14 protein-coding genes are annotated in these 22,339 nt (G+C 60.8%); 10 read left to right on the forward strand and 4 right to left on the reverse strand.

The features are described from left to right. Positions 1-38: 38 nt before the first annotated feature. Genes L7A20_RS09670 through L7A20_RS09680 form a run of 3 tightly spaced genes read right to left on the reverse strand, consistent with a single transcriptional unit; the run spans position 39 to position 4,854 of the window. On the reverse strand, positions 39-1,103 hold the full coding sequence (locus tag L7A20_RS09670) for an NAD-dependent epimerase/dehydratase family protein (protein WP_237223281.1): 1,065 nt from the start codon (positions 1,101-1,103) through the stop codon (positions 39-41). Then, positions 1,097-3,814: an alpha/beta fold hydrolase gene (locus tag L7A20_RS09675; protein ID WP_237223282.1), complete on the reverse strand. Its 2,718-nt coding sequence runs from the start codon at positions 3,812-3,814 to the stop codon at positions 1,097-1,099. The genes L7A20_RS09670 and L7A20_RS09675 overlap by 7 nt, the downstream gene beginning before the upstream one ends. Before the next feature lie 8 nt (positions 3,815-3,822). Next, positions 3,823-4,854: a 3-oxoacyl-ACP synthase III gene (locus L7A20_RS09680; RefSeq protein ID WP_237194194.1), complete on the reverse strand. Its 1,032-nt coding sequence runs from the start codon at positions 4,852-4,854 to the stop codon at positions 3,823-3,825. Between the two features lie 200 nt (positions 4,855-5,054). On the opposite strand from L7A20_RS09680, the gene smc reads away from it, so the two are divergent. Beyond that, positions 5,055-8,531 (forward strand): chromosome segregation protein SMC, encoded by a 3,477-nt coding sequence (gene smc, locus L7A20_RS09685; protein WP_237223285.1) that lies wholly within the window; start codon positions 5,055-5,057, stop codon positions 8,529-8,531. A gap of 8 nt (positions 8,532-8,539) precedes the next feature. On the opposite strand, the gene L7A20_RS09690 is transcribed toward smc, so the two are convergent. Then, on the reverse strand, positions 8,540-9,898 hold the full coding sequence (locus tag L7A20_RS09690) for an MFS transporter (RefSeq protein ID WP_237223286.1): 1,359 nt from the start codon (positions 9,896-9,898) through the stop codon (positions 8,540-8,542). Positions 9,899-10,053: 155 nt separating this feature from the next. On the opposite strand from L7A20_RS09690, the gene ftsY reads away from it, so the two are divergent. The 9 genes from ftsY to L7A20_RS09735 all read left to right on the forward strand — a co-directional run bounded on the left by ftsY (position 10,054) and on the right by L7A20_RS09735 (position 22,332). Then, positions 10,054-11,157, forward strand: coding sequence for a signal recognition particle-docking protein FtsY (ftsY, locus tag L7A20_RS09695; RefSeq protein WP_237223287.1), 1,104 nt, complete (start codon positions 10,054-10,056; stop codon positions 11,155-11,157). Positions 11,158-11,440: 283 nt separating this feature from the next. After that, the gene (locus L7A20_RS09700; RefSeq protein WP_237223289.1) at positions 11,441-12,697 is read left to right on the forward strand and encodes an ammonium transporter; all 1,257 of its coding nucleotides are present in this window, start codon (positions 11,441-11,443) and stop codon (positions 12,695-12,697) included. Positions 12,698-12,711: 14 nt separating this feature from the next. Next, positions 12,712-13,050 carry a P-II family nitrogen regulator gene (locus L7A20_RS09705; RefSeq protein ID WP_237186081.1) on the forward strand — a complete coding sequence of 113 codons (339 nt, stop codon included), beginning with the start codon at positions 12,712-12,714 and terminating at the stop codon, positions 13,048-13,050. Between the two features lie 143 nt (positions 13,051-13,193). Next, a complete protein-coding gene (locus tag L7A20_RS09710; protein ID WP_237223291.1) occupies positions 13,194-14,024 on the forward strand; it encodes an exodeoxyribonuclease III in 831 nt (276 codons plus the stop codon). Positions 14,025-14,452: 428 nt separating this feature from the next. Continuing rightward, positions 14,453-15,439, forward strand: a complete 987-nt coding sequence (locus L7A20_RS09715) for an ABC transporter permease (protein WP_237186083.1) — start codon at positions 14,453-14,455, stop codon at positions 15,437-15,439. Then, complete coding sequence (locus L7A20_RS09720) at positions 15,436-16,410, forward strand: ABC transporter permease (RefSeq protein ID WP_237186084.1); 975 nt, start codon at positions 15,436-15,438, stop codon at positions 16,408-16,410. Before L7A20_RS09715 ends, L7A20_RS09720 begins: the two co-directional genes overlap by 4 nt. After that, positions 16,411-18,486, forward strand: coding sequence for an ABC transporter ATP-binding protein (locus L7A20_RS09725; protein ID WP_237223293.1), 2,076 nt, complete (start codon positions 16,411-16,413; stop codon positions 18,484-18,486). A 75-nt stretch (positions 18,487-18,561) separates the two neighbouring features. After that, positions 18,562-20,277, forward strand: a complete 1,716-nt coding sequence (locus L7A20_RS09730; protein ID WP_237223295.1) for an ABC transporter family substrate-binding protein — start codon at positions 18,562-18,564, stop codon at positions 20,275-20,277. Positions 20,278-20,616: 339 nt separating this feature from the next. Further along, positions 20,617-22,332 carry an ABC transporter family substrate-binding protein gene (locus L7A20_RS09735; protein ID WP_237223297.1) on the forward strand — a complete coding sequence of 572 codons (1,716 nt, stop codon included), beginning with the start codon at positions 20,617-20,619 and terminating at the stop codon, positions 22,330-22,332. The last annotated feature ends 7 nt before the right edge of the window (positions 22,333-22,339 follow it).

Raw genomic sequence — 22,339 nt, forward strand, 5'->3', positions numbered from 1 at the left:
GTCGGCGCTCTGCCTGCCTATTCGAAAAGGGCTAGTTATTAGTTCCTACGAAATCTACGCCCGTAGTAGTCGCCCAGCCGCTCGTACCCTTCCTCTAGGGAAACAGCGGGGGACCAGTCCAGGAGTTCCCGGGTGGTGCGCTGGTCGAACCAGTGGGCGGTGGACAGCTGCTTGGCTAAGAAAGAGGTCAGCGGGGGAATCTGCCCGGGGGCACAACGGGCCCAGGCCTTTTCCATCACCAAACCCAGCCCATAGGCCACGGACGCCGGCAACGAGTAGGCCGGGGGCTTGACGCCGCAGGCGGTACACATGCCGGCGATAATCTCGCCGACCGGGCGGGGCTGGCCGTTGGTGACCACCAGGGGCACCCCGCGAATCGCCTCGAGGCGCTGGTAGCCGCGCACAAAAGCGTCCGCCCCGTTATCGATGTAGAGGGTGTCAATCATGGCGGTGCCCTGGTTGAGCAGGGGCAGGCGCCCTGCGGCGGCGCGTTCTAGGACGCGCTCCACCAGCTGGGTATCGCCGGGGCCCCAAACAATGTGGGGGCGTAGCACACCCACCCAGAAGTCGTCCGCATCGTAGCTCAGGGCCAACAGCTCAGACTCGGCCTTAGACCGGGCATAGTTACCGCGGGCCTGGTCGGGGCTGGCGGGCGGGTTGCCTTCACCCACGATAGAGGCTCCGGTGTGGGCTACAGAGGGCGAAGAGGTGTGCAGGAACTTGCCGATACCGACTGCGCGGGCAGCCTCAAGCAGGGTGCGGGTGCCCTCGATGTTGACCTGCCGGTAGTCCTCCCAGTCCCCGACCACAGATACCTTAGCGGCCAGATGAATGATCCCCTGAACACCGGTAACAGCCCGGCGCACCGCCAGCTGGTCGGTGAGGGAACCCTGCACCTGGTCGAAGCGGTCGGCTAGGTGGGCAGGGAGCATTTGGGCTATACCGGAGTCCCCGCGCTGGAAGGCCCGCACAGCATACCCTGCCCGCAGCAGGGCAAAGACAACCTCGCGACCCAGAAGCCCAGAGGCACCGGTGACCAGCACCCGCTCAGACCGGGCAGGCTGGCAGACCTCGGGGGTAAGGGGACGCAGTGAAACTACCACGCGATAACCCCCTTGCCCAGACGGGCCTTTTTCCCCTGGAGGAGTTGCTCAGCCCAGGCAGCAAGAACCGGGCGGTCAATCTTCGAGTTGTGCCGCACATCGGTGGGGTGCTCAGCAACCACCAGCACAGCCGATACCTCTACGCCGGTCTCAGCCAGTACCCGCTCCCGCACCCGCTGGGCCAGGTCAGCCGGAGCCAGACCGTTGCGGGTCTTCTTGCCCCGGAAGGTGGGGCCAACCTCGGCCACGATCAGGACGGACGCTGCCCCGGCCGGGCCGGTAGCAACAGCGGCTGCCCGGCGCACCTCGGTATCGAGTTCGGCTGCCTGTTCCAGGGCAACCGGGGTGAGCACGCCCTGGGCGGTCACCAGCACGTGGGCAAGGCGGCCCTCAACCCAGAGGCGTCCGCTGGCATCGAAATGCCCCATATCGCCGGTACGGTGCCAGCCGGGGGTGGCGCTGGAAGCGCGTTCGGTGACCCAGAGGGTGTCGTAGCGGTCCTTAACATGCGGGGCAGACACCAGAATCTCACCGGTAATACCGGGTTCGCTGGTCACCTGCTCTGAGACTGTGCCGTCCTCGAGCAGGGGAGCAATCTGCAGGGCAGCACCGTGAACGGGTCTACCCACGCACACACCACCGCCAGCTCCGGGAAGCCCGTCTGAAGCGTCCTGCTCAGCCTGCTGAATTTCGGCAAAGGAAACGTCGGTGGTGGGAAGAGCCTCGGTCATGCCGTAGGGGGTATGCAGGGAGGCCGCCGGCAGCAGGGTCTGCAGGCGGGCCAGCAGGGGAGAGGTAATGGGAGCCCCGGCGGAGAGCAGGGTGGCGACCTGCCCCAGGGCAGAGCGCTGCTGGCTGCTCAGGCCATCGACGGTCTCGAGCACGTTCATCAGGGCTGCCGGGGAAGCAAAGACCGTAGTTGCCCCAATTGCCGAAGCTGCCGATGCCAGGGCTGCGGCGGTGAGGGTCTTAGGTTTAGTGACGTCCATGGCCGGGGTGACAGAGGTAGCTCCCAGGGCCGGGCCCAGCAGGGCGAAGGGGGCAAAGCCCGCCACCAGACCGCTGCCGGCAGCCAGATCGTAGGTGGCTGCGATGGTATCCCGCATAGCCGCCAGCTGGCGGTGGGTGTAGACCACGCCCTTAGCCGGGCCGGTGGAGCCTGACGTGTAGAGGATGGCAGCGTCCGCATCGGGGTCAGGGTCGGCTACCGCAAAAATCTCAGGGGCTGCAAAGTCATCGACCGCACCCACCACGCCCAGGGCCCGGGCAGCGGCAGCGGGAAGGGAACCGGCTGCAATACGCTGGCCGGGCCAGCCCAGGGTACGGGCCAAGGTGAGGGCAGCCGGAATACCGATGAGCCAGGACGGGCGGGCCCCCTTGAGCGCGCGCGTCAGCCCCGCAGCGCCCAGGCCGGTATCGGCCACAACAATCACGGCCCCAATTTTGAGGCAAGCATAGATGAGGGTGGTGAGCTTAATGCCGGGTGGCACCAGCAGATTGACCCGGTCGCCGGGCTTCACCCCGAGCCGGTGCAGGCCAGAGGCAACCCGGTCTACTTCGGCAGCTAGTTCAGCCCACGAGAGCTGGGCGGCTACCTCGGTGCCGTCCCCCTTGCTGCTCATATCAACGATAGCTAGGGTGGTGTCGTCAGCCCGGTCTGCCAGCTCGGCTCCCATGGGGCGGTAATGAGCGGACGCCGGTACCCGGGCAGCGCGTGCGGTGAGGTGGAGGTCCCTCTGGGTGGTGCCGGTGACGAAGCGCTCGGTGAGCCAGGCCAGAATGGGGGTTGCGATGTCTTCGTCTTCGGCAACCAGGTGGCTGGCGGTTTCAAAACGGTGGATATCTGCCTGCGGCAGGCGGGTAGCCAGGTCGGCCATGTAACGGCGCTGAAAGACCGGGTCTTTAGTGCCCCAGAGCATCAGGGCAGGTACATCGAGCTCGGTAATACCTTCGGCAATAGAGACCATAGGGCGATAGCTGGCAGCCGCTTCGGTTGCCGGTATGTCGGCCACGAAATTCCGCACACCCACCCGATGCTCGGCGGTGGTGTAGGGCAGCTTGTAGGCCTTCTTGACCGCAGCATCAAGACCGCCCTGGGCCAGGCCCAGAGTCACGTCGATAAAGGCGGTTGATTTTTCGGTCGCCCAGGAATGCAGAGCGGGGTTGAGGGCCGCCTGCAGGGCTACCGGGATCTTCTCACCGGCGTCATGAAAAACAGCGGTGTTGGTCAGCATGACACCCGAGACAATCTCACGGTGGCGCAGAGCCCACCCCAGCGAGATCAGCCCGCCCCAGTCATGGGCCAGCGTGACAAGGGGCAGCTCGGTAGCATCAAGCCCAAGCGCGGCCGTAAAATCACCGAGGTCAGCGATACGGTCTGAGAGCGAGCGTCTCAGGCCGGTGCGCTCCGAATAGCCCATATCGAGCTGGTCTACCGCTACAACGCGCCAGGGCTGCTCGGCAACAGTGGCGGCAGCGATGACCGACCGCCAGAGATAGGACCATGTGGGGTTACCGTGCACCGCCAGTACGGTACCGACCGGGGTGCGCCCGGCGGCCTCGAGCGCCGGGCCATTATCGAGGTAGTGCCAGCGGCGGCTAGCCCCGGCTTCTTCTACCGGGGCGGACGCGGGCACCTGCACCTGCTGGGACCAGGCAGGGTCAACACCGGGCCAGAGGGCAGGAACAGGAGTGAGCTGAGAAAACGTCATAGTGGCTCCTACCAGGTGATTTCCATGAGCGCGGTGTTCAGGCCGGAACCCACACCCATGCAGAGAATACGGTCACCGGCTACGAAGTGGGCGCTTTCCTCAGCCAGGGTCATGGGAAGGGCGGCTGCCGCCACGTTACCCCAGACCGGGAAGGTCATGGGGATGCGCTCGCGGTCGATACCCACGGCCTCAATAATGGCGTTGGTGTGGGCGTTAGAAATTTGGTGGGTTACGTAGGAACGCATGTTGCCCCAGTCCCAGCCGTTCTGGTGGGCTTCTTCCCAGGCCTCAGCGACCAGCTGCAGGCCGTGCTTGAGCAGACCCGCGGCGTCCGTATTCATCCCCTGGTCGGCTTCACCGCCAATGCAGAGGTTGCGGTGCTCGGTTCCCGCGCGGGAGACCGAACCGATAATCTTGTGGCCCGTCGGGTGCAGGTCGGAGCGGCCAATGACGGCGGCCGCAGCTCCCGAGCCCAGGGTCAGGGTAGCGAACTGGGCCAGTACGTCGTCTCGGGTTGAATCGGGGCGGTTGAGCTGGCGCAGGGCGGTGGCGTGCCAGGGGGAGGGGTCTTCGCCGTCGACGATGAGGGCATAGTCGATAGCCCCGGCATCAATCATGGTGGCAGCAACCGTAATGCCGTTAACGAAGCCCAGGCAGGCGTTGGTGATATCGAAGTTCAGGGCGTGGCGGGGCAGGCCCAGGCGGTCGTGAATACCCACGGCCACGGCCGGTTCAAAATTATCGCGGGTGACCGAGGTGTTAATAATCAGTCCGATTTGTTCCTTGCTGATACCGGCCTGGGCGATAGCCTGCTCAGCAGCCTGCACCGCGCCGTCCTCAAAGTGCATGGAAGTGCCCCAGGAGCGGCGCTCGCTAATACCGGCGAGGCGCTCGAGTAGGCCCTTGGGCATCCTCAGCCGCTTGTAGGTGGCCGCTAGTTGCTCGTCAAAGTAGGAGCTGGTGACGACCTCTGGCGGTAGCACCCTGGTTACCGATAGTAGGGAGGCGTTCTTGTGGCGAATATCTGAATTAGCGGTCAATCTACTCTTCTAGCCTTAGTGCGGACTTGGGTAAGCCCTTATTTGAAGAAACAGGGCACTTTTTCAATAATATGCCCCGGCGGGGCAGGTACGGTGATTGATGGTGCGGGTTCATCTCACACCGAACAGGGGCGCGGGCCTGCGGTAAAGTGGTAAGCCGACCCAAACCCGTTTTTACCCAACCGATGGGGCCTACCACTATGTACCTAAAATCTTTGACCGTGCGCGGCTTTAAGTCTTTTGCGTCGGCCACCGTCTTTGAGTTTGAGCCGGGCTTGAATGTGCTGGTGGGGCCGAACGGGTCGGGTAAGTCGAACGTGGTGGATGCCCTTGCCTGGGTGATGGGTGCCCAGGGGGCTAAGCAGCTGCGCGGTGGTGCCATGAAGGACGTCATTTTTGCTGGCGGTGGTTCCCGCGGTGCGCTGGGGCGCGCCAAGGTTGAGCTGGTGATTGATAACGAGGACGGCGCCCTGCCGCTTCCCCACGCTGAGATTCGTCTTTCACGCACCATGTTTTCTGCAGGCGGTTCTGAGTACGAGATCAACGGGGAGCCTGCCCGCCTGGCTGATGTGCAGGACCTACTGGCGGACGCCGGTGTGGGCCGGGAGCTCTACACCCTGGTGGGGCAGGGGCAGGTCGATAAGATTTTGCACGGTACCGCTGATGACCGGCGCGAGCTGATTGAGCAGGCTGCTGGCTTGCTCAAGCACCGTAAGCGCCAGGCGAAGACCGCGAGCAAGCTTGATGATTTGAAGACCAATCTTGACCGGCTGGAGGATTTAGCCGGTGAGCTGGCTGAGCAGCTGGAAGGACGCCGGGAGCAGGCTGACGCGGCCCGGGCAGCTAGCGAGGTGGCGGGCCGTGTTCGCAGCTTGACCGCTGATCTTCTGGCTCACGATGCACGCGCCATGATGCAGGAGCGGGAGGCCGAGCAGGCTGCTGGCCAACAGGCTGAGGCTGCCCGCCTAAGGGCGCAGGAGCGCAGTCGCACCATCGAGGGGCAGCTGGGGGAGTTGGCCGAGGCCCGGCAGGTAGCCCAGCAGGCGCTGGATGAAGTTACCCAGCGGCGCACCTCCCTGAAAGAGGTTGCCCACCTGGTGGAGACGGTTCAGCTGGTGGCTGCTGAACGTTTGTCCGCCTCCCACCATCGGGAAGAAGATCAGGACGCCGCCACCCGCCTGGTTTCGGCTCAGCAGGCCTGTGCCCGTGAGGAAGAAAACCTTGAACGGGCCCGGGAGGCGGGGAAAGCGGCTGAAGAAGAACTTACCGCTGCCCACTCTGCCCTAGAAAAGGCTCGGGCAGAGCAGAGCGCAGCCCAGCAGGCCCTGGCTACGGCCGACCAGCAGGTGCGGGACTATAAGGAGAACCTGTCGCAGCTTACCGCCCAGCTGGCTACCGCCCGCGTAGCTTTTGAGCGAGCCGGTGAAGAGACCGCCCGACGAGTAGCTGAGTATGCCGAAGCTAAAGAGCAGGGGGCTTCAGCCGGTGCTGATACCGAGCGGGCCCAGGCAGCTGTGAACGGCTACCGGGAGCAGCTAGAGCGGGCCGAAGCCGAAGAAGAAAACCTGCGTCGGGCGCGGCAGCAGGCGAATGAAAAAGTGGAATCCAGCCGCAAAGAACTGCATCAAGCTCAGGTAAAGCTTCATGCTGCTCAAGCTCGCTGCGAGGCCCTTGAGGCGGCCTGGCAGCATGACGATGCCGAAAGTGGCGATAGTGAAGGTCTCCGCCAGCAGGCCCTGGAGCAGGGAGCTCAGGAACTTATTTCTCTACTTGAGATTGAAGATACCTGGCAGGCTGCTGTGGCTGCTGCCTTGGGCCCCTATCTGAGGGCCCTCACCCTGACGAGCGGTGAGTCCCTGCCCGCTGGAGTAACCCAGCTTTATTCCTTTGAGGGTGACATTGAGCAGATTGACCTGCATGAACTATCTACATCTCAAGCTGAGGTTTATCAAGCCCGCCCGCTGGCGGACGTCCTGACCGCACCGCAGGCCCTCAGTCGCGCCCTCGCCGTGCTCACCGCCGATATCTACCTGGCTCCCGACGAGGAAGCCGCCCGCGCCCTGGTAGCTGCCCACCCGGGCGTCCGCGCTGTGACCCCCGACGGTACCGTGCTGACCGCAGGCTCAACCCTCTACCCCTCCCAAGAGCGACCCCTGACTGAACGCTACGCTGAACTCACCCGAGCTCAACAGACCCACCGGGAGCTTGCCCAGCAACAGGAGCAGGCAGAGAGAGCCCACCAGCAGGCCGAAGAAGTACTAAAGACTGCCCAGGAGGCTGAAAAAGCCCAGGCCCGCACCACCGGTTCACTCACGGCCCAGCTAACTGCCGCCCGGGCAGACCTTGCCACCCTCACCGGCCGGGCAGAAAGCTCACAGGCGGCCCTTGACCGTCTGCAAGAAGCCGCCACCCGTGCTGAAGAAGCCCAGAAAAAGACCCAAAGGCATGTGGAGGCCGCCCAAGAGGCTCTGGCTCGGGCTCGCAGCACAGAACCCCAAGCCGATAGCGCTACCCTGCGCGAGGCCGTCCGCACCGCAGAAAAAACCCTGGTCGAAGCCCAGGAGGCTAAAACCCTCGCCGAGGCCACAGCAACCTACGCCCGCGAAAAAGAGGAGGCTGCTCAGGCCCGTCTCGCCCAGGCCCAAGAAGCCCTTGCCGCCCTCGAAAAGGCTGAGGAAGCTCGTCAGCTGCGTCAACAAGAGGCCGCTGACGCCCGCCACCAGGCGCGCAAGGTCGCGGCCCGCGGTCAAGCCCTGGCACTGGCTATTGAGCGGGTACAGGCTCTCGAAGATAAGGCGCATCAGAAGGCCCTGAAGAAAGTCCAGGAAGCCAGCAAGGCTCTGAACGCTACCCGTGAAGAACTAGCAGGATCCCAGACTTCGCTTGCTGCCGCCCTGACCCTGCAAGCTGAAGCTGCTGCCCAGGGAGCCCGGGTTGAAGCCCGCTGGGAAGCCCTTGCCCGGCGGGTGGAGAAAGACCTGGGGCTCAGTCTCGACACCCTGCTCGAAACCAGAGAAGTGAGCGACCTGCCCCGCGAATCTCTTGAAGCTCACCTGGTAGCAGCTGAGGCAGAACTGGCCCGCTTTGGAGCCATCAACCCCCTGGCCCTTGAAGAACACGAAGCCCTAGAGCAGCGTCACAGCTACCTGCGCCAGCAGATTAAGGACATCAAGGCATCGCGAGCTGACCTACGGGCCGTGATGAAAGATGTGACCGGTCACATTGAATCCTCTTTCACCCGGGCCTTAGCCGATGTGCAGGTGGAGTTTAGCCGGATTTTTGCTCTGCTCTTTCCCGGCGGGCAGGCCGAGCTGGTACTGGCAGACCCCAACGACCTGGAACACAGCGGCCTTGATATCCGGGTCAAGCCTGCTGGCAAGAAGGTTACCCGCCTTTCCCTGCTCTCCGGAGGCGAGCGCACCCTGGCCTCACTGGCACTGTTGCTGGCAGTCTTTATGGCTCGCCCAGCACCCTTCTATGTGCTCGATGAAGTGGAAGCGGCGCTTGACGACCGGAATCTGGGCCGTCTGCTGGAGGTGCTGGCGCAACTACGGGAGAAGTCCCAGCTGCTGATGATTACCCACCACCAGCGCACCATGGCTCAGGCCGATACCCTTTACGGCATTTCCATGCGGCAGGGGGTTTCGACCGTCCTTTCTCATCGCTTAGAGGACTAAGAGTTGTTCTACCTGCCGGTGTAGCCTTCGTCGGCTATATCGGCCGGGAACTTGGGCCGGTAGCCGGGGAACCAGCCGATAGCTGCAAGAAGTAGCAGGGAACCTGCGACGATGAAGGTGGGGAAGAAGCCCCAGGCATCGATGATAAAGCCAGCTACGAGCGGGCCAACGATGAGGCCGATGTCTGAGACCATTTGGTAGTAGGCCAGGGGCTGACCGCCTGAGCGCTTGTTGCCCACAATGTCTGATACAGCAGCCTGCAGGGAGGGGCCGAGCAGGGCCGAGGCAATGCCCAGAAGTACGGCTGCCCCCACAAAGACAACCGGGTTAGTGATCAGGCCAAAGACGATGGTGACGATACCTGCCAGAATCAGCCCGGAAAAGACCATGGGGCGGCGGCCAATCTTATCGCCCATTTTGCCCGAGTAAATCTGGACCAGGGCGTTCCCGGCTGCGTAGGTGGCCAGGGTGAAACCTGCCAGCTTGGCTCCGGCAACGGCGGCGTCGTAGCCGGCTTCACCGGCGTGCAGGTTGGCGAGGAGGGCTACCGCGGCGAGGGGAACTACGGTGGACTGTAACCCGAAGACGCTCCACCCTACCGCCAGGTTGGTCACGAGGGCTGCTTTGAAGTTGGTGAACTTCAGGGCGTCGGCCAGCTTGAGTTCGGGCTTGGGTACAGCGATACCCTGGGTGTTGAGGTTGACCTCCTGCGGCTCGTCCTTGAGCTGGGTGAGCACCACCAGGGCAGCGCACAGGAGCATTGCCGCATAGACAAAGAAGGGTGCCCGCATACCCAGGGACGAGGCCGCTGCTCCCAGCACGGGCCCCAAAATATTGCCCAGCAGGAAGGACGTAGCAAAGTAGCCCGAGACCTTACCCCGAATCGTCGGGGGTGAGTTGCGCACCAAGATGCCCATGGCGGCCACGGTAAACATGACGGAGCCGGTGCCACCGACAATGCGGGAGGCAATCAGCATGGGGTAGTTAACTGAAAGTCCGGCTCCAATGGATCCCAGCCCCACGATAATGAGGCCCGCCGAGTAGATGCGGCGCTCGCCGAAGCGGGAGATGAGGCGACCGGACGCCGGTGCGAAAGCCAGGCGCGAGAGAGCGAAGGCTGAGACGACGAAGGTCGCTGCCATGGCTCCCACATCGAAGCTGCGGGCAAAGCCGGGGAGCACGGGGGCGACCAGGCCGTAGCCGAGGGCAATGAGGAATGAGGCGGCAATCAGGACTTTAATTTGGGTCGGCACCTTGACGGTTTCGGTGGCGCGGGGCTTTTGGTTGCGGCTTTCCTGCCGTACGGATTCGGGGATGATGGGGATAGCCCCGGTGTCCATAGAGGGGGTGGGAATGTGGTTGCTCATGCGCTTGTGTTCTGCTGCTTCTATGCTGCGTGTATCTGTCTGAAAAGTATCTTAGCTCACAATGCCTGCCGATGCGGGGTGGCAGTGTGCAGAAGTGCATTCTACTCCCATCGCTGGGGCTGTATGGGGCGGGGAGAATATGGCAAGCTAGAAGGGTGAATGATTCTCTAACTCTCATTGTGTACATACTTCTCGGTGTGCTGATTCTAGGGGGTGTGCTCGCGGTTCTGCTGCGCGGCCCTAAGGCCCCTAAGGAAGGCTACGAGGGAACCCGCGATGCCGATGACCTCCCCGCAGACAGCGCTGACGGGCCGGTCACCACGATCGAGCGTCCGGCGTCCGCCCAGGGCCGCCTGGTGCGCCTGCGCGCCCGCCTCTCACGCTCCAATAACCTGCTGGGCAAGGGCCTGCTGGCCCTGCTGTCCCGCGACAAGATTGATCAGGACGTCTGGGACGAGGTCGAGGAGACCCTGCTCCTGGCAGACCTGGGTGCCGAGCCTTCAGCCCGCCTGGTGGAGGCCCTGCAGCAGCGTGTGCGCGTGGAGGGCACTGAGAATCCCGCCCACGTCAAGCAGATGCTGCGTGAGGAGCTTCTTTCAATCGTGGGTGAAGATACCGACCGCTCCCTGGCCCTGGATGGCACTGACGGCAACCCCGGCGTCGTGCTGGTCGTTGGTGTAAATGGTGTAGGCAAGACCACCACCGTGGGCAAGCTGGCCCGCGTGATGGTCGCTGAAGATAAGAACCTCCTGCTGGGTGCCGCCGACACCTTCCGCGCGGCGGCTGCCGACCAGCTCCAGACCTGGGGCGACCGTGTAGGGGTGGATACCGTCCGCTCCGATAAGGACGGCGCCGACCCGGCTTCCGTTGCCTTCGAAGCTATCCGCGAGGGCAAGGCCCGCGGCGTCGATACCGTCATGATTGACACCGCCGGACGCCTGCAAAACAAGGCCGGCCTGATGGACCAGCTGGGCAAAATCAAGCGCGTGGTCGAGAAAGAAGCCCCGGTCACCGAGGTGCTCCTGGTCATTGACGCCACCACCGGCCAGAACGGCATGATCCAGGCCAAGGTCTTCTCCGAGGTCGTTCAGATTACCGGCATCGTGCTGACCAAGCTCGACGGCTCAGCCAAGGGCGGCATCGTGGTCGCTATCCAGGAAGAGCTGGGTGTGCCCGTCAAGCTCATCGGCCTGGGCGAAGGCCCCGACGACCTGGCACCCTTCGAGCCCGGTGCCTTCGTAGACGCCCTGCTCGACTAAGGCGCAGCCCGAGTTTATCGAGGAACCGGGGGAACTGTTTCTAACAGTTCCCCCGGTTTTTCATGCCCGCTAAGAGGGCCGGTAACCTGCCCGTTACCGCCCGAAACACCCCCGTAACCGGTGTTTTCATACCCGCAACACGGGGAGGGCACCTGTAACCGGAGCGAAACTCCACGCGCAAGCAGCCGAAACACGTGCAGAGAACAATAGAAACTGTCAACACACCAAGAGCCGGTCTACCGGCACACAGGTTTTCTTTACGGGTTTTGAAAGGGGTACAGGCATGGAACTCACCGCCAGTGATGTTTGGACCGTGGTTGCCGCGGCACTTGTTCTGTTCATGACGCCGGGTCTCGCTCTCTTCTACAGCGGTATGACGCGAGCCAAGTCAGCACTCAATATGATGATGATGTCGGTCATCTCAATGGGACTTGTCGGCGTGTGCTGGGTGCTCTGGGGCTACAGCATGAGCGGGGGAGATGCCCTCATCCACGACATCGTCGGCTCACCCTTCAACGATTTTGGCCTATCAGCTACGCTTGCGGACGGCGGCACCAACCTCCTCTCGGTAGCCTTTAGCTCCACTTTCGCTATCATCGCGGTGGCTATCATCTCAGGGTCTATCGCAGACCGCGCCCGCTTCGGGGCCTGGTGCATCTTTGTGCCCCTCTGGCTCACGCTGGTCTATTGCCCCCTGGCCTTCATGGTGTGGGGCGGCGGCCTCTTCGGTGAAGAGGGCTTCATCGGGGCTATGTTCGGCGAAGCCATCGACTTTGCAGGCGGCCTGGTCATCCACATCAACGCCGGCGTCGCCGGTCTCATCCTGGCCCTGGTACTGGGTGCTCGCAAGGGCTTTGGGAAAGACCCCAACCAGCGCCCCCACTCCCTGCCCCTGGTCATGCTGGGTGCAGCTATCCTCTGGTTTGGTTGGTTCGGTTTCAACGTGGGGGCTGCTGCGGACGGCGCCCAGGCAGGTCTGATATGGGTCAACACCCTTGCAGCCCCGGCAGCTGCCATGCTCGGCTGGGCCCTGCTGGAGCGCGTCCGTGACGGTCACGTCACCTCCCTGGGCGCGGTGTCCGGTCTGGTCTCGGGTCTGGTCGCTATCACCCCGGCCTGCGCTAACGTTGACCCTGTCGGTGCTCTGGCCTTGGGCTTTATCTCGGGTATCGCCTCAGGCTGGGCTGTGGGCCTCAAGTACCGCTTGGGTTACGACGATTCTCTTGATGTAGTGGGTGTACACCTGGTTTCCGGTCTCATCGGCACTTTGGCTCTGGGCTTTATTGCCACCCCGGCTACCGGTACAGCGGGCCTCTTCTATGGAGGCGGACTGGGGCTGCTGGTCACCCAGACCGTTGCAACCCTGATTTCTATGGCCTACTGCGCGGTTGTGACCCTGCTGATTGTGATTCCGATTCACCGCACCGTGGGTTTCCGGGTCAGCGAGAAGCAGGAGATCCAGGGTATCGACCTGGCTCAGCACGCTGAAACCGCCTACGCCATGTCGAGCGGCACTTCCGGTGCCTTCGCCAAGAACTAAAGGGAGTTGTTGTTATGAAACTTATTACCGCTTTGATTCAGCCCGAAAAATTTGACGACATCCGCCAGGCCCTCGAAAACTTTGGGGTCGACGGGATGACGGTGTCAGAAGCCCAGGGCTACGGACGCCAGCACGGGCACGTAGAGGTCTACCGCGGCAAGGAATACGACATTCGCCTGATCCCTAAGGTTCGCCTGGAAATCCTGGCGGACGCTGACCGGGCCGAGGACATCATCGACCTCATTATCGCCACCGCCAATACCGGTAGCGCCGGGGACGGCAAAATCTGGGTGAGCAGCGTGGACGAGGTAGTTCGAGTCCGCACCGGAGAACGCGGCGTCTCTGCCATCTAAACACAAGCGACATACAAATTTAGGGCAGATCCACGGTTTCGTGGGTCTGCCCTTACTTTTTGCAGTCTGGGTAGGAGAGCTGGCAGGGAGGGGCGGACGTGGGTCAGGGCGGCGGCGGGGGAGCGCCGGGTAGACTAGGGGGCATGAAACTTGTCTCCTGGAATGTTGATTCACTCAATGCTGCACTCACCAGTGAGTCGGCCCGTGCCCTGCTCTCCCGCGATGTCTTTGCCTCCATCGCCCTGCTGAAACCCGACGTCCTTGCCCTGCAAGAAACCAAGCTCTCGGCCAAGGGGCCCACCAAGAAGCATCTCGAAGCCCTGCACGCCTACTTCCCCGACTACAAGATTGCCTGGGTATCTTCCGACGAACCCGCCCGCAAGGGGTACGCGGGCACCATGTTCCTCTACAAACAGGAGCTAGAACCCACCGTCACCTACCCCCGCCTCTCTGCCCCCACCACCATGGATGCCGAAGGGCGCATGATTACCCTGGAATTTGAGGACTTCTACGTCACCCAGGTCTACACCCCCAACGCTTCGGACGGCCTGCGCCGCCTGCCTGAACGCCAGGTCTGGGACCGCCTCTATGCCGACTACCTTGCCGGCCTGGACGCCACTAAACCTGTGCTTGCAACCGGCGACTTCAACGTTGCCCACACCGAAATTGACCTGGCCAACCCCAAGGCTAACCGCCGTTCACCCGGATTCACCGACGAAGAGCGCGAAGGCTTTACCCAGATTCTCTCCCGGGGCTTTACCGACACCTTCCGCCACCTGCACGGGGACGTCACCGGAGCCTACACCTGGTGGGCCCAGCGTTCCCGTACCTCAAAGATCAACAACACCGGCTGGCGCATTGACTACTGGCTGGTATCAGACCGGGTCGCTGAGAAGGTACGAGCCTCAGAAATGATTGATTCAGGCCCGCGCCAGGACCATACCCCGATTCTCCTCGATATCGACCTGGGCTAGGTAAAACCTAATCTAATCGGTTAGAAGCCCGAGGGCCCCTGTACCGCCAGGGGCCCTCGGGCTTTGCTGTGTCCGGGTGATGGGGGCAGGACGGTCGTTCAACAAGGGTGAACTGATATGTGAGAAAAACCGGGGTAAATGTTTAATGTTTTTAAAGTTTTAGAGCGGTAGAAACTGCAGAATCAGGCTTAAGCGGGGGAGCGGCGAAGGCTGCGCCCGTGTATTCTCGGGCTTTTTAATGCGTGGATTATTTCGGCTACGTTTCGCCGACTCTTTGCTGCGGACGAGCGGTGTGTTGCCCAACTTGATGTGACGGGTGCGACTAAATATACTCAACTCAACACGTCAGTATATGTTGGGCATCACAAGCCTGGCAGTATCTGTAAAGGCTCACACACAATGTTCGTTACCCAGAAAGAGTTCGCCTCATGATTAAGTATCTGCTGAGGCGAGCAGCTACCTACGCCGTCATGATCTTCTTAACGACGACCGGTGGCTACTTCCTCGCCGTTACCTCGCTGAACCCCGCCCTGCTTGAACAGGAACGCATTCCCCGCCCCTCACCGGAGCAGGTTCAGCGCAACTTCGCTGCCCTGAACCTCGACCCCACCATGAGTGCCTGGGACCGCTACGTCCAGTGGCTGACCAACGTTGTTCTGCACTGGGACTGGGGCCGCAGCCCCAACGGCGCCTACATCAACGCTGAATTCGGTCAGCGCGTGTGGGTATCAACCCGCCTCTACCTGGTGGCTGTGATTCTCTCCCTCATCATCGGTGTAGCCCTGGGCGTTTACTCAGCAGCTCGTCAGTACAAGTTCTCTGACCGTGTGATTACCGGCTACTCCTACCTGGTCTACATCCTGCCCGCCCCCATTGCCTACTTCCTGGTCCAGCTGGGAGCTGTAGCTATCAACAGTGCAGCGGGGGAGCGTATCTTCTTCGTGACCGGTATTTCCTCGCCAGGCCTCACCCCGGGTAGCTTCGAATACTGGGTAGACTTGGCAGCCCACTACATCGTGCCCACCTTCTGTATCACGATTATGAGCTGGGGCGGCTACCAGATTTCCCAGCGCCAGTACCTGCTCGACAGCGTCAACGCCGACTTTGTGCGCACCGCTCGCGCTAAGGGCCTCACCCGCAACCAGGCCATCCGCCGCCACGCCCTGCGAGTCTCCTTCATCCCGGTAGCCCAGTCCATCGCCTTTACCGTTCCCTCCATCTTCACCGGCGGCTTCTTCGCCGAGGCCATCTTCGCCTGGCCCGGTATTGGTCTCTGGTCAATCCAGGCAATCGGTGCCCAGGACGTCAACGCGGCAGTAGCAACCCTGGCCTACGGCTCCTTCATCTTCGCAGTTGGCGCCATCATCGCTGATATCGCCACCACCATCGTCGATCCCCGAGTGAGGATCTCATGAGCAATTCACCTTCCATCGACCACAACAACCTCACCGGTATTATCACGAGGGTCGATCAGACTAACGCTGACTTCGACATCATCAGCAAGAAGAAGATTATCTTCCGCCGCTTTATGCGTAACAAGACCGCGGTCTTTGGCCTGGTCGTCCTGCTGCTGGTGATAGCTTTCGGTCTCTTTGGCGGCTTCCTCTCCAAGTGGGACACCACCACCATCGACCCCTTCTATATCTCCACCGGCCCCAGCGCCGAGCACTGGTTCGGCACTACCAGCGCAGGTACCGACCTCTACGCCCAGATGGTTGAAGCTGTCCGCACCTCGGTCTTCATCGGTCTGATCGTGGGCGGTGTCTCCGTCATCTTTGCAGCTATCTACGGCTGCGTCATGGCCTACTTCGGCGGCAAGATCGACAAGACCATGCTATTCGTCCTTGAGACCCTGATTATGGCGCCCAGCCTGCTGGTTGTAGCGATTGTCATCAACGGTGCTGGCGGCCAGGCCATCCGCGATAACCTGCCCGGCTGGCTCATCCTGACCATCGTGCTCCTAATCTTCAGCTGGATGTACACCGCCCGTGTGATTCGAGCTATGGCCATGTCGCTCATCTCCCGTGACTACGTCAAAGCCGCCCGCTACATGGGTGTGCACCCCCTCAAGATTGTCTGGCGTCACCTGGTTCCCAACATCGGCTCCCTGATGGTGCTTGAATTCACCCGCGGTATCACCGCTGCAATTCTGGCTGAGGTGTCTTACACCTTCATCGGTATTGGCGTGAAATACCCCAACTTCTCATTGGGGTCACTCATCGCCCAGGCTTCAAGCCAGATCAACACCCTGCCCTGGATGTTCTGGATTCCGCTGCTGTTCTTCTTCCTGCTGGTTGGCCCCCTGGCCCTGATGAACGACGGCTTGCGCGACGCCTTCGATCCCACCTCCCTGTCCGTTGGCAAAGTTAAGAAAAAGAAGAAGTAAATGAGCACTACACCAGTACTGAGCGTCCGAGACCTCAACGTAAAGTTCAATACCGAAAACGGTATTGTGCACGCGGTGCGCGGCATTGACTTCGACCTGTACGCGGGCAAGACGCTGGGCATCGTGGGTGAATCCGGCTCGGGTAAGTCGGTTGCCTCTATGGCGATTATGGGCCTGCACCCCACCACCGCAGACATCACCGGTTCCATCAAGTACAACGGCACCGAACTGCTGGGTCTGACCGATAAGCAGATGTGCGACTACCGTGGCAAAGAGATTTCCATGGTCTTCCAGGATCCGCTGTCATCACTCACCCCGGTCTTCACCATTGGCCACCAGCTGGCTGAGGTACTCAAGGCCCACAACAAGGGTATGAGCGATAAGGCTATTCAGGCTCGCTCCGTGGAGCTCTTGCGTCTGGTCGGCATCCCCTCACCCGAGAGCCGTCTTAAGTCCTTCCCCCACGAGTTCTCGGGCGGTATGCGTCAGCGCGTCATGATCGCTATGGCCATCGCGAACGAGCCGCGCGTACTGATTGCCGACGAACCCACCACCGCGCTGGATGTCACCATCCAGGCTCAGGTGCTTGAGGTGATGCAGAAGGCCCAGGAAGAGACCGGAGCGGCTACCATCATGATTACCCACGACCTGGGTATCGTCGCCGGTATGGCCGATGAAATCATGGTCATGTACGCGGGTAAAGCCGTGGAACATGCCGCAGCTGCTGATCTCTACAAGAAACCCTCCATGCCCTACACCATCGGCCTGCTCGGTGCCGTGCCCCGCGTAGACCGCAAGGAAAAGACCTCCCTGGTACCGATTGAGGGAACCCCGCCCAACCTGCTCAAGCCCGTGGTTGGTTGCTCCTTTGCCCCTCGCTGCCCGGTAGCGACGGACGCCTGCCTCACCCAGGAGCCGGAGCTTAAGCTGATTGCCGGTACCGGTGAGAACCACCGCTCAGCCTGCCTGTATGCGGAAAAGTTCGTGAACGAGCGTCCCGAGCAGATGTTCCCCGTACCGGCTATCCCCACCTCAGCCCTCGACGGTGTTCCCCGCGAGGAGCGTGCCAGCGTCCTTGAGGTAAAGAACGTCAAGAAGTTCTTCCCCCTCACCAAGGGTGCCCTCATCAAGCGCCGTGTGGGCACAGTCAAGGCCGTCAACGGCGTCAGCTTCGATATCCGCGAAGGCGAGTGCTTCTCCATCGTGGGCGAGTCCGGCTGTGGCAAAACCACCACCCTGCTCGAAATCATGGAGTTCTCCAAGGACATCGACGGCGAAATCGTCATCGCCGGTGTCTCCAACAAGCAGGGCCTGCGCGGCTCCGAACTCAACGCCCTGCGCAAGAACCAGCAGATGGTCTTCCAGGACCCAACGGGTGCACTCGACCCCCGCTTCACCGTCTACGAAATCCTGGCTGAGCCCCTACAAAACCAGGGCTGGGCCGTCAAGGACATCAAGAAGCGCGTGCTTGAACTGATGAAGACCGTCGGCCTGCAACCGGACCACGTCAACCGCTTCCCCAACCAGTTCTCCGGCGGCCAGCGCCAGCGTATCGGCATCGCCCGTGCGCTCGCTGTCAACCCCAAGCTGGTGGCTCTCGACGAGCCGGTCTCTGCTCTTGACGTTTCTGTTCAGGCAGGCGTCATTAACCTGCTGGAGAAGCTGCGTGTCGAACTGGGGCTGAGCTACCTGATGGTCGCACACGATTTGGCTGTGGTGCGCCATGCCTCTGACCGTGTGGCCGTTATGTATCTGGGCAGGGTTGTTGAGATTGGCAATGTGGACGAGGTCTTTGATAACCCCGTGCACCCCTATACCCGAGCTCTACTCTCTGCCATCCCTGTGCCCGACCCCGAGGTAGAGGCCAACCGCCAGCGCATTGTGCTCGAAGGCGACCTGCCCACCCCAGTGAATGCACCGGAGGGCTGTGCTTTTGCAACTCGTTGCCCCATCTTCAAGCTTCTTCCTGAAGATAAGCAGAAGAACTGCACCGAGAATGTGCCTGTTCTAAGCCGGGCGAGCGAGGACCACCAGTACGCCTGTCATTATCCTGAACACGAAGTTGCTATGAGTTAAATTACATGTATAGTATGTAATCGAAATCACTTCAAACCCATTTTTGCCCATCCTCTTTACAAAGGAGAAGAGAGAATGAACAAGAACGTAGTTCTGAACCGCCGTACCCTGCTCTGGGGCACCGGTATTCTGGGAACCACTGGTCTGCTCACTGCCTGTGGTGGTTCTGGCGGCAACACCACCAGCGCCGCAACCGCCAGCATGGCAGCAGCCGGTGATGAAATTAAGGTCGAAATCAACGAGCAGGACGTCGCTAACCTGCAGACCGGTGGCGTCGTCAACCTGCCCGTTAGCTCCCTGGGCCCTGATTTCAACATCTCCTCCCAGAACGGTAACTCAGCAAATAACAGCTTCGTTCTCTCCACCTTCCACACTTCGATGACCAGCGGTATCTGGCAGTCAGACTTCGACGGTACCCCCAGCATCAATCCCGACTTCTGTGAGTCCTACGAGTCTGAAACCGTTGATGGCGTGCAGACCATCCGCGTCAAGCTGAACTCCAAGGCTAAGTTCAACGATGGCACCCCCATTGATATTGAGTCCCTGCGCACCTCATGGAACGTCTTCAAGTCCACCGAGGGCGACTACAACATTGTTACCTCGGGCATGTACGAGTTCATCGAGTCCATTGAAGAAGATGGCGATGCCTTCTCTGCTGTTGTGACGATGAAGCAGCCCTACTACCCAGCAGATAACCTCTTTGGTACCCTGCTACACCCTGCCATGGCAGACCCGGCAGTCTTCAACGAGGGCTGGACCGACAACCCCAACCCCGACTACGGCGTAGGCCCCTTCAAGCTGGAAGAATGGAACTCAGCAGAAAAGCGCCTTTCCGTTGTTCCCAACGAAAACTGGTGGGGTACTAAGCCCATCCTGGACCGCATCACCTTCCGCCAGATGGAAGCTGCCGCAGCCCGCGCAGCCTTCCGCAACGGCGAAATCGATGCAGTGGGTGCTCGTACCCTGGCGGCCTACAAGGACGTTGAGGGAACCCCCGATGCTGAGCCCCGTCGCGCTCTGCGCCTCTTCTCCGGCGGTTTGAACCTCAACCCCGCCCGTATCCAGGACGCCGCCCTGCGCCGCGCAATCTTTGCAGGCACCGACCGCAAGGCCCTCTCAGATATCCGTTTCCAGGGCCTGAATTGGACCGAAGAGACCCCGGGCTCCATGCTTCTGTTGCCCATCTCTGAGTACTACCAGGACAACTTCCCCGCCGATCGTGGCGTTGAGGTTGCCCAGAAGATTCTGGAAGATGCCGGTTACACCAAGAACGGCGACTACTACGCTAAGGACGGCGCTAACGCTAGCTTCCGCGTGACCAACTTCGGTGACGACCCTGGCTCAGCTGCCCTGGCTCAGACCATGGTTGAACAGATGAAGACCATCGGCATTGAGTGCTCCATCGACCAGCAGCCCGACGCTAACTTCGCCTCGGTGGTTGGTAACAAGGAATACGACATGACCTTCTCAGGCTTCACTGTTGGCTCCGATGCAACCTCAGTAACCCGTCAGTTCTACCACTCATCTAACCTCGATGGTGCCGCAGGCTCTGAGGAAATCGATGCCATGATCGCCGAGATGGAAAAGATTGAGGACGACGCTGAGCGTAACGCAAAGTGCAACGAGATCGAAAAGAAGTTCATGGCCGAGTTTGCAACCCTCGGTACTGTCTTCAACGGTCCCGATATCCACTACTGCAAGACCAAGCTGGCTAACTACGGTGCCGCTATGTTTGGTGGCCACTCTGCCAACCCCCATCTCTGGGCCCGCCTTGGCTGGATGAAGGACTAAGCTCCTCGAGTCTAGAAATCTCCTAGGGTAAACCCTGACTTGCCCCATCACCTAATGCAGGTGGTGGGGCAAGTTGTTTGTTTAATCTGGGGCGTTATCTCCGCATGCTGTCAGGCCTGTAGGTTGGTGGCCGGGGGAGGAGCTCTGAAGATGTTGAAAACATCAGAAAAATTTAGAGAAGCTAATCTATTTCTGATAAAAATACTCAGCACTTACGGGGCCATTATGTGAAATGCGGGTTGAGAAAGGGTTACAGTGGCGTGAATTACCTGCTAGGGTAGTCTCAATCACACAAAAGGTGTGGCGAACATTAAGTTCTGCTTATCTAAGGATGGCATCATGACTGCACGTATTAACCTTAACCGCAGGTCCTTCTTCATTGTCTCGGGCGTCGCCGGTATGACCGGTCTGCTCGCAGCCTGTGGTGGCAATAGCAATACCTCAAGCGCCGAAACCGGCTCAGCCCTCACCAGCGGAGACGACATCTCAAAGCTCGTGGCTATCAACGAACATGATCGCGCAGACCTGCAGACTGGCGGCGTCCTTAACCTTGCCGTAGCCACCCTGGGCCCCAACTTCAACGTCGCAACCCAAACCGGTTACACCACCAGCAATCTCAACGTCATGGCGGCCGTCAACACCGCCACCGTCAGCGGCCTGTGGAAGACCAATGCCCTGGGTGAATACAGCATCAACACCGACTACTGCACCGCCTACGAAGCCAGCGAAGTTGACGGCGTGCAGACCATCTCCATCAAGCTCAACCCTGAGGCTAAGTTCAACGACGGTACCCCCGTAGACGTCAAGGCCCTGCAGGTTACCCACAAGACCCTGACCGAAGAGGGCTACAACATCGTTGATCCCGGCGTTTATGCCCACATCGCCTCTATCGAAGAAGACGGAGACGCTTACTCGGTCAAGATCACCATGACCGAACCCTATTACCCTATTGAGGGCCTCTTCGGCACCGGCCTGGTCCACCCCGCCATGGAAGACCCCGCAATCTTCAACGACGGCCTGCTCGATACCATCAACAATGACTACCTCTCTGGCCCCTACAAGGTCGATAACTGGGATTCCGCTCAGAAGGTGCTCACCGTCGTCCCCAATGAGAACTGGTGGGGCGAAAAGCCCCTGCTCGAACGTATCACCTTCCGCCAGATGGAAGCTACCGCCGCCCGCGCAGCCTTCCGCAACGGTGAAATCGATGCTGTGACCGCAAACAGCCTGACCGCCTACAACGACATTGACGGCACCAGCGGTGCTGAGCCTCGCCGCGGGCAGAACCTCTATGCTGGCGGCCTGGTCATCAACCCTGAGCGACTCACCGACACCGCCCTGCGCCACGCAATCTTTGCCGCAATTGACCGCCAGGCCATCGCAGCCGTCCGCTTCAACGGCCTGAACTGGACCGAAGAAGTACCCGGCTCCATGATGCTCATGCCCTTTGCTACCGACTACCAGGACAACTACCCAACCGAAACCGGTGCAGAGGCAGCCAAGAAGATCCTGGCCGATGCGGGCTACAGCCAAAACGGTGACTACCTGGCCAACTCTTCAGGCAATGCCAAATTTGCCATCACCACCTTCGGCGATGACCCGGTTTCATCAGCTACCGCCCAGACCATCGTGCAGCAGATGAAGGCTGCCGGTATCGAATGCACCATCGATAACCAGCCCGACGCAAACTTCTCCACCGTCATCGGTAACAAGGAATACGACGTAACCTTCTCCGGCTACGGCATCCTGGGTGAAGACGCATCGGGTTCGGCAGAGTACTTCTACCACTCAGCCACCTATAACGGCATCGGCACCGACGAAATCGACGCAATGTGTGAGCGCCTGCGCACCATCGAATCAATGGAAGAGCGTAACGCCCTGTCCAACGAAATCGAGAAGAAGCATATGGCAGAGGTTGCCACCATGATTCCCATCATTAACGGCCCCGAAATCTGGTTCTGCAAGACCAACCTGGCCAACTACGGTGCCTTCCTCTTTGCTCGCCCCTACGCCAACCCGTCCGCCTACATCAATGCAGGCTGGGTCAAGGAATAGGCCCAAC

The sequence above is a fragment of the Rothia nasimurium genome, assembly GCF_928381415.1.
Taxonomy (GTDB): Bacteria; Actinomycetota; Actinomycetes; order Actinomycetales; family Micrococcaceae; genus Rothia; species Rothia nasimurium_H.